Here is a 14,953-nt window from a genome sequence, read left to right on the forward strand (position 1 = left end):
ATGCGGCTTGCATGCGTTGCATCTATTGCCAGTGACATGTTTTTTAATTTTTTAAACTTGAGATAAAGATGGTGGAAAGAAACTCAAAATAAGTACAACAATAATTGACAAAAACTTGCGAAAGGACTATTACTTTTGGAAACTTTAAAAATACGTAAATCAGACACTGGTGTCAATCGGCAGTTTCTGCCGTTACTATTTATTTTTGTTTATTCTACGATTCTCATGCTGCTTGTTTCAAAATCGTCATTTATTTATTATATCAACGATTGGGTAGACATAAACAGCTTTTACACGATGGGGAAAGGCTGGCTTCACGGAAAAATACCTTACCGTGATTTGTTCGACCACAAGGGACCATTATTGTATTTTATTTATGCTATCGCAGATTTATTATCACCGCGAACCTATTTGGGTATTCTCTTGTTCGAAATCATGGCAATATTTACCACACTGCTGCTAGTCTATCGGATTGCTGCAAGTTACATGAAAGAGTACGCAGCGGTATGGGCGACGCTATTGTTTTCCGGTCTGCTCGTGGCTTCTCCGTATTTTGATGCAGGAGCGGGTGTCGAAGAATTGTCGTATCCTTTTATCATGTTCACAATATACGCAATTCATAGACTGAATCAGAACGATTTCACATTAACATTCGGCGAAAGCTTTCTGTCTGGCATATGTTTCGGGATGATTTTTTGGATGAAATACACAATGTTGGGCGGCTGGCTCGGCTTTATCGTTGCTTATTTTGTCGTCAGCCTCATTCGAAAAAATGCAGCCGCCTTTTTCTCGTTTCTCGGCTATTTTTTCTTGGGCTTTCTGGCGATTTCTTTGCCGGTAATTGGTTACTTTTTCAGTGTCGGGGCATTGAGCGATTTGTATCACATTTATTTTTATGTCAATCTGGCTGTTTATCCGCCGAATTTTCATTCAAAAATCGGACAACTGGGCAGGGGCACATATCTCTTTATCACTGCTTTCAAACAGGAAGTAGTGCTTAATGCATTGATGATTTTTGCGACTATTTTTGTGATTAACGATAAGGCGATTTTCCGCCATATTGAAACAAAAATGCTGTATACGGCGAGCTTTTTGGCGATGGGCATGGGGACGTTTTTTGGCGGTATCAGCTACAGATATTATGTTCTCGCGCTGTTTCCTTTCGGCTGTATCCCTGTGCTATGCATGTGCAGACATTTTTTCTACCAGAGAAAAAACGATGCGTACTACAACAATATTAAAACTTTTTTGCTGGCATGTTTTACGTTGATTGTGGCGCTGAATTTAAACACCAATTTCTTTGAATCAAAATTTTTCGCCGGCAATAAGACTGTATCGCTCCGTATTCCTGGTGAAAAAACCGACCACTACAAAACAGCCCAGTATCAGTTTGCAAAAATTATCAACCAAGAGAAAAAAGAGAAGCAGACACTGTTGAATTACGGTTTTTTAGATGTTGGTTTGTACCGGGCAGCTGCCATCGTGCCTGATACCAAGTATTTTATGAAACAGAACATCGCTTATGATAAATACCCCGTTATCATGGACACGCAAAATGAAATCATCGATAAAAAGAAAGTTGAATTTGTTGTGTTCCGGAAGCGGCTGAGGGATGACATCGTGCAAGCTGTACCGAAAAACATCCGGAAAAATTACATGCTCATAGCCAAGCACAGCCAATTCGTGACGGGAGAATATACCTATCTGCTTTACAAAGTAAAACCTGCTGAGAAAGAACGTTTAAGCGAATGACAGGACTAGGTTCTTTCACATTTTTCTGATACAATGGATTAATTGGTAAATTTGGAACAAGGACGGACAGAAAAATGACTCATAAAAGAACGGCACGCAAGTTGTTAATCAATATCACTGTTATTATCTTGATGATTTTTATCGTCATCCAAGTCTTGCAAAATTCACTGCATGATATTTTTGAAGGAGTCAGTCAGACAAAGCCGATTATCTTAGCCGGAGTCAGCACGCTCGGTATCGGCTTTTTGTTACTGGAAGGTAAAAACATGGCAGTTATCGCTAGGGAGATGAGTCCGTCTTTTTCATGGCGGGACGGATTTGCGGGGTATTGTTACATTGCATTTTATCGTGTACTGACATTCGGAACCGGCACAACAATCTCAGAAGTGATTTATTACCGGAAAAAAGAGGTCACAACAGCTGAAGCAGTCGGCATTACGAGCGAACACATGATTTTTTACAAGGTGGGGGTGCTGGTATGGGCAGTCACGGGATTTGTGCTGCAGCTGGGGCATTTATACCGGCAGTCGCCGCTCATCATCGTTTTGGTAATATACGGATTGGTCATGACAGGCGGCATGATTTTTTTAATCGTGTTCCTGCTCAACAATGAAGCATTCCATCGCTGGCTGATTAAATTTTTCGATCGTCGTGTCAAGCAGACTTTTCTTCACAATCTTTTTGATAAACTGAATCGGCAAATAACCAGTTTGCGCAGTGTTATCCAAACCAGTGCAACCGATAAAGCAAAGCTGCACAAAGTGCTGGTCCTAAACTGTTTAAAACTCGTGTGCTGGTACGCGATTCCATACATAACATTTATAGGCAGCGGGCAGCGCGTGCCGTTTGTTCAAAGTTTTTGCCTTGTCGCGATTGCTGTGGCTGTCGGCGGCACCATTCCATCCCCGGCGGGCATCGGCTCTTTCGATTTAGTATATGTCTTGTTGTTCCGTCCGCTGACGGGGACAGTTGACGCCATATCTTCTCTGCTGTTGTACCGCTTCGCAAGCTATGCTTTGCCGTTTCTTTTCGGTATCGTCGTTGCTTTAAGAATGAAGGGACTGGCAGTGAAAAATGAGTTGTCAGAATTACGGACAACACAAAAATAAGAATACAAGGAGACTAAACAGATGAGTGATACATTATCGGTTATCGTACCGTGTTACAATGAGCAGGAAACGATTCAACCGTTTATTCAGGCAATAGAACAGATAAAACCAGAAGTGCCGGAGTTGACTGTCGACATCTTATTTATCAACGACGGGTCTAAAGACAACACGCTGGCTGTATTGAAAGAAACATCAAATGACTGGATTCATTATCTTTCTTTTTCCAGAAATTTCGGCAAAGAAGCTGCTTTGCTGGCAGGGTTGGAACATACGACGAAAAGCGACTACATTGTTGTGATGGATGTCGACCTGCAAGACCCGCCTCATCTGATACCGCAAATGTATCGCCTGATTAAAGAAGGGGCGTATGATTGTGTCGGTACCCGACGGGTGACACGTAAAGGCGAACCGCCAATTCGGTCATTTTTTGCCCGACAATTCTACAAAATCATCAATAAAATATCGAATGTCGAGTTCGTTGACGGCGTGCGGGACTACCGCTTGATGACTCGTCAGATGACCGATGCTATTTTGGAACTGAAAGAAGTCAACCGGTTTTCGAAAGGTATTTTCAGCTGGGTCGGCTTTGACACGAAGTATTTGGAATATGAAAATATCGAACGGACAAAAGGGGAAACCTCCTGGTCCTTCTGGTCGCTTTTAAATTACTCTATTGAGGGCATCGTTTCATTTTCTGAAGCGCCTTTAATGCTTGCGACTTATATCGGGATTATTTCATTTGTCATCTCAATTTTTGCGTTGCTGTTTATCGTCATCAGAGCGCTGCTTTTCGGGGACCCGACAGCCGGCTGGCCATCACTTGTTGCTATCGTACTGGCGCTGGGCGGGCTTCAGTTGTTTTGTTTGGGCATCCTTGGTAAGTACCTCGGCAAAACATTCCTTGAAGTGAAAAAGCGTCCGATTTACATAGTGAAGGAAAAAGACATTGAAAAATAGAACAGCTGGTGATGAGATGAATATAAGAAGTTTATTGTTAAATACATTTTCTGTATTGTTTGTCGGCAGTTTTCTCATTGTATTAAGCCTGAGCGTATTCAAACCTTTAGTCGGATTTGCTCTTGATGATATGGAACCTTTGGTCTATAGTAATTATTCGGCACTGAGGACGGCTGCAGGTGCAGTTGGCTTTATATTGCTTTTGCTGCTGATCAAAAGAAAATTAAACTCGCTGAATCAAAAAAAATTGTCTGTCATAGTTATCGGGCTGTTCCTTTGTCTGGTTGTTTTACAGCTGATCACCATATTTGGTGCCCGTTTTATCGCTTATTCAGATGCCGCCAATGTGTTAAATGAGGCCATCCATTTTGCAGAAACAGGCAGCAGGAGTACGGGCAACTATTTCGACATTAATCCAAACAATATCGCCATTACTATTTTTCAGTATTGGTTAATTCGTTTGTCCAATTTATTTTCAGTAAACTATCATTACATATTTGCGTGTGTCCTCATGATTTGCCTTAATTTGCCGATTTGGTTGTTAGGGGATATTTTGAAGAAAAAAATCAATCAGCAGACACAATGTCTATTTATTCTTATATGCCTGCTATTCATGCCGCTTTATACGTATTTGCTTTTCATGTATACTGATCAGTTGGCTTTGTTGTTTCTTGTTTTATCGTTTTATTTTATTACAAACTATTTCGAAAAACCTGCTTATTATTTAATCGTTTTGAGCAGTGTTTGTCTGGCCTTGTCCGTCTGGTTTAAAATGAATACAGTGATTTTTCTAATTGCCGTCTGCGTCATTTTTTTGATACATCTCCCTGTAAAACGAGGAATAATTGCAGCCATAATGTTTTGTGTCATATTTAGCGGCACCTACTTGTCCACGAATGTAATCGAGACCAATCATGGCTATGACAGAAACAATCTGTCTGTCAAAAAGCCCATGACTCATTTTATCAAAATGGGGCTGAACTTTGAGACAGAAGGGCAGTATTCTGGCGAAGATACAAAAAAGACCTTAAGTGCAGGCACGTATGAGGAGAAAAAAGCAGAAAATATCGCTGAAATCAAACGGCGCTTAACGGAAAACAGCCCGGCTGAACTCGGCAGCCATTTTTTAAAAAAGATTAGAAAAAATTGGACTGTCGGTAATATGGAACAGTACAATCTTGTCAGACAATATGCGCAAAGCAACCGGCTCACTAAAGTGTATCACTCACAATCCTCTGCAGTGAGCGTTAATTTTATAAATCAAATGATATATGCAGCATTACTAGTATTACTACTAATTGCCTATCTCCCGACACGACTCAACAAACGCCATGCATTTCTTGACTTGATGGGAGTAACGATATTTGGGGTCTTTCTATTCCACACATTTCTGTGGGAGGTTCGTCCACGGTACATGTATGTCATTTTGTTGTTTCTTGTCTGTAGTTCGGCAGTTGGCATGAATACGTTAGATAAAACGATTGAAAAAAGGCTGATGGACAAGCACAGAAAAGCTTCCAAAGCAGCTTTATGCTTGGGGTTACTGTTGTTCATACTTCCTGCGGGCCACTTGCTGGCCGGACACATCCGGCAAAATGATGCCTTCAAAACAGTCACCATTAATCAAATGAACAGCGGGAACCATTTTACGATGAGTGCTAATGATATAATTGAACAAACTTTTTCGGCGGCTGATCCTTTCAACCAGATTGTACTGGATCAACACATTATAGCCGCTAATTCGGCTATAAAAATTACCTTAACAGATCATAAAAAAAATAAAGTTAAGGAAACCATCATTGCAAATAGCGGTACTTCTGAAAAAAGAATCGACACTCTGGCCTTTGAACAGTTACTTCAAGACGGCAGTTATACCTTGAAGCTTGAAAACCTAAGAGGAAAAACAAAATTAAGTTTTTCAGCCCCTTTTTATGACAAATTTTATAAAACACCGCCTTTAGAAATCAATCAGAAGAGGATTAATAACAGTTTGTTAACGATGAAGGTTACGGATTAAGACATGTTGCAGCATGTCTTTTTTTTAGCCACTTTTTTTGACCTTTACTGACCAAAGGAGTATAATGATGAATATATCGAAGCAATATGAGGGGAGTGTCAATAATGAATCCGGAAAAAATGACGACAACACTGCAGGAGGCAATTGCCGAAGCACAGCAGATTGCTGTTGTGAGAAAACATCAAGACATAGATATTGCTCATGTCTGGAAAATATTCCTTCAACCAAATCATTTTGCTAGAAATCTGTATCAGGATGCTGGAGTCGATACAGATTTATTTGAATTGGAAATCGATCAGGAAATAGATAAGCTGCCGAGTATCAGCGGCGGCAATGTGGGGTACGGGCAAACGCTCTCCCAGAATCTGTATCATCTGCTTCAGGAAGCTGAGCAGCTGAAAAATAGTTTTCAAGATGAGTTCCTGTCAACTGAAATGGTGGTTCTAGCTTTGATGAAACTGACCAACCATCCGTTGACCCGGTTCTTGTCATCGCACGGCATCACTGAAAAAGCATTGCGGACAAAAATTGAAGAAATCAGGGGAGGAGAGCGCGTGACATCACAAAGTCAGGAAGAGCAGTACAAAGCTTTGGAAAAATACGGTATCGATTTAGTCAAAGCCGTCCGAAGCGGCAAGCAGGACCCGATTATCGGCCGGGATGAGGAGATACGGGACGTGGTGCGTATCTTATCTCGAAAAACTAAAAATAATCCGGTGCTGATTGGTGAACCAGGTGTCGGTAAAACAGCTATTGTGGAAGGTTTGGCACAACGAATTGTCAAGAAAGATGTACCTGAAAACTTAAAAGATAAAACGATTTTTTCGCTTGACATGGGAGCTTTGATTGCCGGCGCTAAATTCCGGGGAGAGTTCGAGGAACGACTGAAAGCTGTTTTAAAAGAAATCAAAAAAAGCGAAGGCCAAATCATTCTATTTATTGATGAAATCCATACCATCGTCGGAGCCGGTAAAACTGAAGGCAGTATGGATGCCGGCAACTTGCTCAAACCGATGCTGGCAAGAGGCGAACTGCACTGTATTGGTGCAACGACATTGGATGAGTACCGTGAAAATATGGAGAAAGACAAAGCGTTGGAACGGCGTTTTCAAAAAGTTCTGGTTAAAGAACCAACAGTTGAGGACACAATCAGTATCTTGCGCGGGTTGAAAGACCGCTTTGAAATCCACCATGGCGTGAATATCCATGACAATGCACTAGTAGCAGCGGCCACATTATCCGACAGGTATATTACGGACCGCTTTTTGCCGGATAAAGCAATTGACTTAGTTGATGAAGCTTGTGCAACGATTCGTGTGGAAATCAATTCAATGCCGACAGAGCTGGACCAGGTAACCCGCCGCTTGATGCAGCTGGAAATCGAAGAAGCAGCACTAAAAAAAGAAGAAGATGACGCCAGCAAAAAAAGACTGGCCATTTTGCAAGAAGAATTGGCCGAATTGCGTGAAGAAGCCAATGCTATGAAGATGCGCTGGGAAACTGAAAAAGAAGAAGTCAACCAGTTGAACACGAAACGCAGTGAAATAGACCAGGCCAAACATGATTTAGAGACTGCTGAAAGTAATTATGACTTAGAAAAAGCTGCCGTTCTGCGACACGGGACGATTCCGCAACTGCAAAAAGAATTGCGCGAGCTGGAAGAAAAAAACCAGCAGAACAGCGACAGGCTGGTTCAAGAAGTGGTGACGGAAAATGAAATCTCCCAAGTGGTTGCCCGCTTAACAGGTATTCCTGTGACAAAACTTGTGGAAGGGGAACGTGAAAAAATTCTGCGGCTGAACGAAACATTACATGAACGCGTCATTGGTCAGGATGAGGCAGTGGATGCTGTTTCTGATGCTGTGATTCGTGCCCGAGCCGGCTTGCAAGACCCGAACAGGCCGCTTGGATCATTTCTCTTTTTAGGACCTACAGGAGTCGGGAAAACCGAACTGGCGAAAGCTTTGGCAGAAAACTTGTTTGACTCCGAAGAGCACATGATTCGGATTGATATGAGCGAATACATGGAAAAGCACTCAGTCTCAAGACTTGTGGGGGCACCGCCCGGGTATGTCGGCTATGAAGAAGGCGGCCAGTTGACAGAAGCTGTCCGCCGCAGCCCATACACGATTGTCCTCCTTGATGAAATTGAAAAAGCGCATCCGGATGTCTTTAATATCCTGCTTCAAGTACTTGATGACGGCAGACTAACAGATAACAAAGGCCGGGTCGTGAATTTTAAAAATACCGTTTTGATTATGACCAGCAACATCGGTTCCCAGTTGCTGCTGGACGGTGTGACTGAAGACGGACAGATTGCACCGGAAGTTGAAGAGCAAGTGATGACGCTGCTTAGAGGACATTTCAAACCGGAATTCCTGAACAGGGTAGATGACACGATTTTGTTTACACCGTTAAGTTTGGATGATGTCAAGGAAATTATTGTTAAAATGACTAGACAGCTTACCGAAAGACTGGAAGATCAAGAAATCACACTCGATATATCAGATGCAGCCAAAACTTGGATTGCCGAAAAAGCGTATGATCCTTACTTTGGTGCACGGCCCATCAAACGTTTTTTGACAAAAGAAGTGGAAACACCGCTTGCGAAAGAAATCATTTCGGGGCGTGTGATGCCGAAGAGCAAAGTAACTGTATCAATTATGCACGACCAGCTCGTGTTTGAAAATTCAGTTGTTGATGAAGTATAGATTTAAACCCAACGCGGCACATTATTGTATATGAAACATGTGTGCTTAAGATTTACAGTAAGCACCTCGAGTATTTCAAAACTGAAAAAAATAAAAAATCCCATAAAACCAAAAGAACATACTGGTTTTATGGGATTTTTCTTTGACTTTGCGCAAAAAAGAAATTACTAGTTACTAATAAACGCTTTCTTTCATTGAGTATTATTGTTATGATGTACTCTCTATGCTATAATTATAAGAAACAGTAAGAGATTTTACCAATGAAGGAGGTAGAGTATTGAAACGAAAAATATTCACACTTTCCTCTCTCGTTTTATTGTCACTACAACCAGTGACCACACTGGCTGCTGTTCCTGTCACTAATGTCGAAACAAGCGCAACGACTGAGCAGATAAACGAAAATAATACTAATAACGAGATGAAAGAGGAAGCATCTAAAGAGACTGCTCCTGAAGAAACTGTCGAATCGACAAGCGAGTCCGAATCAATAGACAGAGGTCAGTCAGAATCAACATCAGAAACCAGCTCGACCGAATCAAGTCAGACAGAAGAAACAACCGATTCTTCCGTTGAAACCACTGATTCGTCCGATTCGGAAACTAGCACGACTGAGTCAACCACAGAAACAACAAGTAGTTCAAGTACCACGGAAACCAGTACGGCTACGACGGAAAGCTCCAAACCTAAAAATCCAAAACCGGACAAAACCAAAAAACCGGAGAAGCCTCAGCCCGCTGGCAAAAAACCGGCAGGCGGCGTACAAGGACCGGTACTGCCTCCATATGGCAGTATTCAAACTTACCCGACATTAACGGGCAGCGAGTTTGTTGAAGAAATCGGTCGTTACGCAGCTGTTATTGCTGACAAATACGATTTGTACGCTTCTGTTATGATTGCACAGGCATGTCTGGAAACAGGGTTTGGCGGCAGTTCGTTGTCTCAGGCGCCATATCACAATTTGTTCGGCATTAAAGGCGCCTATCAAGGCAAGTCAGTTAATCTGGGAACATGGGAAGAGGAAAACGGCAAAGCGTATACTACGACTGCCGGATTTCGCGTATACCCTTCTTATCAGGAATCGTTACTTGATTATGTCAAATTGCTGAAAACAGGATTGACAGGCAATGGGTCATTTTACAAAAATACTTGGAAAACGACTACGCTGAACTACAAACAGGCAACAAAAGCACTTACCGGTACGTATGCGACAGACAGCTTGTATGCTGAAAAACTGAACGGAATTATCGAAGCTTATGATTTACAGCGGTTTGACAGCGAATATTCTTATACTTTCTACGAAGTCGCAAACGGAGTCACTTCAAATGATGTGGTCAAGTACAGCAAAAAAACATTAAAAGAATTAAATGAATGGAATCCGACACTTGCAGATATTGAGGAAGATCAGAAGAAAGCGGCAAAAGAAGCTGAGGAAGCAGCAAAACGCGGCGAAACCAATCAGCTGATGCCAACGACCATTCAGCAAGAAGAAGCCAAAAAAGAGGAAGAAAACAAAAAACCGAAAGAACTGAAACTGGTACCCGGTGAAAAAATTGTCATTGGCCGAAAACTGATTAAAGCACATGAAGCAATCAATCTTAATCTTGTGACAAAAGGCAAGTTCAGTGTACCGCTGGCAAAAAACAAATATGTTGTTTCCAGTGAATATGGGCCACGCTGGGGGACGAACCATAACGGTATTGACTTGGCTGCACCATCAGGAACACCTATTTATGCCAGCAGCAGCGGTGTAGTAATTGACTCGGGCTATAGCGGGTCTGCAGGTAATTATGTGATTATCCAACATAGTGACGGCATTTACACAAGTTATTTCCACATGAGCAGACGCGCTGCCAGAAATAATCAGAAGTTGAAGCGCGGCGAGCTAATCGGTTACGTGGGCTCGACCGGTGATTCCACTGGTCCTCACCTTCACTTTGCAGTCGGCAGCGGCTTATGGACTGGTTACATCAATCCAAGAAATCTGTTGGATTTTTAGACTAACTCAAAAACTCTCCGAAAATATTCGGAGAGTTTTTTGTGTTTAAAAGTAATCACTGAAATAAGCCGCTTGATTTGGGATGATGCGTTCCAGCATATGAAGCGTATTGCCGTCAGTGTCTAATCGTTCGATTTTGGCTAAATATGATGGACGTTTATAGCTCATCAGCATGGCAGAAAGCGTTTGGATGTCTAATACAACAGCTTTGCCGAGGGCTTCTCTGGTAATGACAACTTGCCGCTGATCGTCCCATGAGACACCAAAAACACCATTGTTCCACTGAGCGATCGGGTCTCTCACAACAAAGTGAAATGGTTTGCCAACTGCTGAAAAAGGATATTCCGCTAAAAAGTTCTCCACATCAACAATCCGCGCCATAAAATAAGGGGCAATCACTTCTTTAATTTCGCTGTCCTCAAATAAAAATGCAATCGGTTCATTTTTATATGTGTCGCCCTGTACCAGATCGATCATTGAAAAGTGAGCAGAAATAAAATTCCACAAACCTTTCCGCGCTTCTTGATTGAGATAAACCATTTCTTTGATATGAAATATCTCTTCAGCAATCCAGTAGAAAAACATGCCTTGCGCTGTATCGGATTCGTCGTAATACACTGCCGCAATTCGTTCTTCTTCATTTTCCCATCGCCAATACTCTTCCCAGTTCAGCTCAGTCCGGACCATCGCACCATGATTCGTCAATGAGAAGCGGTTGTACACATCTAGTACATCCGGATGATTGATTTCCAGCCGCTCCACATGCCCCGGCACCTTGACTGTTTTCGGCAGCTGAGTATCTTTCAGCTCGAACGTGATTTTGTCGGAGAAGATTTCCCAGCCTTTGCGCCGGTAATACGGAATGTTGTAAGGATAAAGATAAGAAATATATTGTTTGTTTTCGCGCATCTTTTCGAGACTGAAGCGAATCAAATCATGCATCAAACCTAGATTGGCATATTCCGGATACGTGCCGACACCAGTCACACCGGCCATGTTGTACAGTTTATTATGTATATTGACGGTACAAGGATACATGGCAAGTTGGGAAATCAATTCATCATGTTCGGTAAACCAGCCGTAAACATCCGCCTCTCTCAATACAGGGCGTTTGGATTTGACAATTTCCGTTTCGTCCTCATAACCGCCTTCTTCAATGTCAGAATCAGTCACTTGAAAAACGTAGCGCAGCAGTTCATTAAACTGTGCCAGATGTTTTAATTCTACTTTTTTTAATGTGAACCCTTCATGGACAGACCTGTCATCCATCAAATATCGACTCCATTTCTTTCATCTTGTTTTTTTATTATAACAAAGAAGTAGTGAAAATACTTTAAAAATAGCTGAAATATTGATATAATCAATAATGCTGACCGAAAAGAAAGTAGGAGTTATATATGCATTTAGATGATATGAAAAAAAGACAGGAATATATTCGTAACTTCTCAATTATCGCTCATATCGATCATGGGAAATCCACCTTAGCTGATAGAATATTACAGAAGACCGAAACTGTTTCAGACCGGGAAATGCAGGATCAGCTGCTTGATTCGATGGATCTGGAAAGAGAACGCGGCATTACGATTAAATTAAACGCAGTTGAGCTGACGTATACCGCCAAAGACGGTAAGGAATATACGTTTCATTTGATTGACACGCCAGGGCACGTAGACTTTACTTATGAGGTGTCCCGCAGTTTGGCGGCATGCGAAGGGGCAGTACTGGTTGTTGACGCTGCACAGGGCATAGAGGCTCAGACACTCGCCAATGTGTATCTTGCTATCGACAACGATTTGGAAATCATCCCGGTAATCAATAAAATTGATTTGCCGGCAGCCGACCCGGAACGCGTGCGGAAAGAAATCGAGGACGTCATCGGTATTGATGCAAGTGAAGCCGTCCTTGCCAGCGCAAAAGCCGGCATCGGAATCGAGGACATCCTTGAACAAATAGTGGAGTATGTTCCCGCGCCGCAGGGTGATTTGGAAGCACCGCTGAAAGCGTTGATTTTTGACTCAGTTTATGACTCTTATCGGGGTGTTGTGCTGAATATCCGCATCATGGACGGCATTGTCAAGCCCGGCGATACGATTCAGCTGATGAGTAACGGAAAGACATTTGAAGTCACCGAAGTGGGTATCTTTTCACCTAAAGCAGTACCGAGAGATTACCTGATGGTCGGTGATGTCGGTTATCTGACTGCCAGCATTAAAACTGTGCAGGACACCCGTGTCGGTGATACGGTCACACTTGCCAATAACCCGGCAACCGAGCCTTTAGCCGGTTACCGGAAAATGAACCCGATGGTGTATTGCGGCTTGTATCCAATTGATACTGCTAAATATAATGATTTGCGCGAAGCTCTGGAAAAGCTGCAGCTGAATGATTCAGCGCTGGATTTTGAGCCAGAAACGTCTCAAGCTTTGGGATTTGGCTTCCGTTGCGGTTTTTTAGGACTGCTGCATATGGACGTTATTCAAGAACGGTTGGAAAGAGAATTTAATCTGGAGTTGATTACCACTGCACCGTCGGTTATTTACCACGTGAATAAAACCGATGGGACCCAGATTGTCGTTGATAATCCGGCGGAATTTCCAGAACCGGGTGTTATCGATTCTGTCGAGGAACCGTACGTTAAAGCACAAATCATGGTACCTAACGAGTTTGTCGGTGCAGTGATGGAGATTTCCCAGCGTAAACGCGGCGAGTTCGTCACGATGGATTACCTGGACGATTACCGGGTCAATGTTGTGTACAACATTCCGTTATCGGAAATCGTGTTTGACTTCTTCGACCGGTTAAAATCAGGGACTAAAGGTTATGCGTCTTTAGATTATGAAATCATCGGTTACCGTGAGAGCCGTCTGGTGAAAATGGATATTCTCCTAAACGGTGAAAAAGTTGACGCATTGAGCTTTATTGTTCACCGCGACTTTTCATTCGAACGGGGTAAAGCGATTGTTGAGAAGCTAAAGAAATTGATTCCGAGACAGCAGTTCGAAGTACCTGTACAGGCGGCTATCGGTACGAAAATCGTAGCCCGGTCCGATATCAAAGCATTACGTAAAAATGTCTTGGCCAAATGTTACGGCGGGGACGTCTCGCGTAAGCGCAAATTGCTCGAAAAACAAAAAGAGGGCAAGAAGCGCATGAAGCAGATTGGTTCTGTGGAAGTACCGCAGGAAGCCTTCATGGCTGTTTTGAAAATGGATGAGGATGAGCCGAAGAAATAAATTTTTTTGGGATATTGTAAATTATGACACTTCTGCGATGATTAATTGTCTCAAAACAGTACTTAATTTGAAATCGCGTAGATAATACTATTTAATTACCATGGTTATCATTTTATGAAAGTATCTTCTATAAAGGAGATACTTTTTTTGTATCAGAAATAAAATTAGCTTGTCTACCCCTTAGACGTAAAGGTTAAAACAAGCGCCAGAAAGCCTGTTAATTGACAACTGTGACAAATGAGATGAGATACTGTGACAAAATTAGGTTGCAAACGTGAATTTACTACTGATAATATCCTTTATAATGAATATGTCAGGAGGGAAAGAAAATGAATGAACGGATCCGAAAAATTCTGACCACGCTAACAAAGAAGCCTGAAATAAAAATGGCTGAACTGACAAGAGAACTTGGGTTAACCAGACGGCAAATAAATTATGCTATTAACCAATTTAATTCTGAATTGATCACTCAGAATATTCCATGCATTGAACGCAATCATGCTGGAGATTTTATTGTTCCCTTTGAAGTATTACAAATGATATCGGCTCCAAAAAGACAAACTGCACAAATGAATACGATTCCTTCAGATGATGAAAGAAGAGCTTTGCTTACAATGTTCTTAGCAACTAATGAGTATGTAAGTATGGATCATCTTAGCGACTTTCTTGCAGTTGGAAAGACCACTGTTGCAGAAGATTTAAAAAAAACCGATCAATTGGTTCATAAATACTATTTAAGTCTGAAATATGACCGTTTTAACGGTTATCAACTGGAGAATTCAGAACACAAAATCATGCAGCTTATATCAGATTTAGTAAAACGTTATCCTATATTTAAACGAGATGAAATAATCGAACAATTAAGTCCTGATGTGTCAAAAGAAAAAGTTATTCATCTTATTCACAATATGGAACAGATGCTTCATTTGAGCTATTCTGATGAATCATTAGAGTACTTAAAAACGACTTTACCACTATTTTTAGTTCGTGGTCTCGGAAAAACTAAGCAGGGAACAAAAGACTTTTTTGAAGGCAATGTAAGAGACACTCCTGGACAGGCTACACTGGACTAGACAATAAAAATAAGGTGTGTAAACTATAATAAAACACACTGGAGGAATCAACATGTCAGAACGTAGACCGAGACGGACATTTACCAAGGAATTTAAACAGCAAAT

General features: G+C 41.8%; 9 protein-coding genes. 8 read left to right on the forward strand and 1 reads right to left on the reverse strand.

Going from position 1 to position 14,953, the window contains the following annotated elements; genetic code table 11:
• The first annotated feature begins 135 nt into the window (after positions 1-135).
• The 6 genes from CBF27_RS05465 (at position 136) to CBF27_RS05490 (ending at position 10,542) form a co-directional block, all read left to right on the forward strand.
• A complete protein-coding gene (locus tag CBF27_RS05465; protein WP_126813180.1) occupies positions 136-1,752 on the forward strand; it encodes an ArnT family glycosyltransferase in 1,617 nt (538 codons plus the stop codon).
• Between the two features lie 74 nt (positions 1,753-1,826).
• Complete coding sequence (locus tag CBF27_RS05470) at positions 1,827-2,861, forward strand: lysylphosphatidylglycerol synthase transmembrane domain-containing protein (protein ID WP_126813182.1); 1,035 nt, start codon at positions 1,827-1,829, stop codon at positions 2,859-2,861.
• A 21-nt stretch (positions 2,862-2,882) separates the two neighbouring features.
• A complete protein-coding gene (locus CBF27_RS05475; protein ID WP_126813184.1) occupies positions 2,883-3,818 on the forward strand; it encodes a glycosyltransferase family 2 protein in 936 nt (311 codons plus the stop codon).
• Positions 3,808-5,835 carry a glycosyltransferase family protein gene (locus tag CBF27_RS05480; protein ID WP_126813186.1) on the forward strand — a complete coding sequence of 676 codons (2,028 nt, stop codon included), beginning with the start codon at positions 3,808-3,810 and terminating at the stop codon, positions 5,833-5,835. Before CBF27_RS05475 ends, CBF27_RS05480 begins: the two co-directional genes overlap by 11 nt.
• Before the next feature lie 104 nt (positions 5,836-5,939).
• Positions 5,940-8,546: an ATP-dependent chaperone ClpB gene (gene clpB, locus CBF27_RS05485; RefSeq protein ID WP_126813188.1), complete on the forward strand. Its 2,607-nt coding sequence runs from the start codon at positions 5,940-5,942 to the stop codon at positions 8,544-8,546.
• Positions 8,547-8,823: 277 nt separating this feature from the next.
• On the forward strand, positions 8,824-10,542 hold the full coding sequence (locus tag CBF27_RS05490) for a M23 family metallopeptidase (protein WP_126813190.1): 1,719 nt from the start codon (positions 8,824-8,826) through the stop codon (positions 10,540-10,542).
• A gap of 45 nt (positions 10,543-10,587) precedes the next feature.
• Here CBF27_RS05490 and CBF27_RS05495 read toward each other — a convergent pair whose 3' ends face one another.
• On the reverse strand, positions 10,588-11,811 hold the full coding sequence (locus CBF27_RS05495; protein ID WP_126813192.1) for a GNAT family N-acetyltransferase: 1,224 nt from the start codon (positions 11,809-11,811) through the stop codon (positions 10,588-10,590).
• Between the two features lie 128 nt (positions 11,812-11,939).
• Here CBF27_RS05495 and lepA point away from each other — a divergent pair, with 128 nt between their 5' ends.
• On the forward strand, positions 11,940-13,775 hold the full coding sequence (gene lepA / locus CBF27_RS05500; RefSeq protein ID WP_126813194.1) for a translation elongation factor 4: 1,836 nt from the start codon (positions 11,940-11,942) through the stop codon (positions 13,773-13,775).
• A 329-nt stretch (positions 13,776-14,104) separates the two neighbouring features.
• On the forward strand, positions 14,105-14,848 hold the full coding sequence (locus CBF27_RS05505; RefSeq protein WP_126813196.1) for a winged helix-turn-helix transcriptional regulator: 744 nt from the start codon (positions 14,105-14,107) through the stop codon (positions 14,846-14,848).
• The last annotated feature ends 105 nt before the right edge of the window (positions 14,849-14,953 follow it).

Source organism: Vagococcus acidifermentans (genome assembly GCF_003987655.1).
GTDB lineage: Bacteria > Bacillota > Bacilli > Lactobacillales > Vagococcaceae > Vagococcus_B > Vagococcus_B acidifermentans.

Coding starts and splice junctions, on each gene's coding strand:
- CBF27_RS05475 (WP_126813184.1), top strand. CDS start 2,883: ATGAGTGATACATTATCGGTTATCGTACCGTGTTACAATGAGCAGGAA.
- clpB (WP_126813188.1), top strand. CDS start 5,940: ATGAATCCGGAAAAAATGACGACAACACTGCAGGAGGCAATTGCCGAA.
- CBF27_RS05470 (WP_126813182.1), top strand. CDS start 1,827: ATGACTCATAAAAGAACGGCACGCAAGTTGTTAATCAATATCACTGTT.
- CBF27_RS05495 (WP_126813192.1), bottom strand. CDS start 11,811: ATGGATGACAGGTCTGTCCATGAAGGGTTCACATTAAAAAAAGTAGAA.
- CBF27_RS05505 (WP_126813196.1), top strand. CDS start 14,105: ATGAATGAACGGATCCGAAAAATTCTGACCACGCTAACAAAGAAGCCT.
- lepA (WP_126813194.1), top strand. CDS start 11,940: ATGCATTTAGATGATATGAAAAAAAGACAGGAATATATTCGTAACTTC.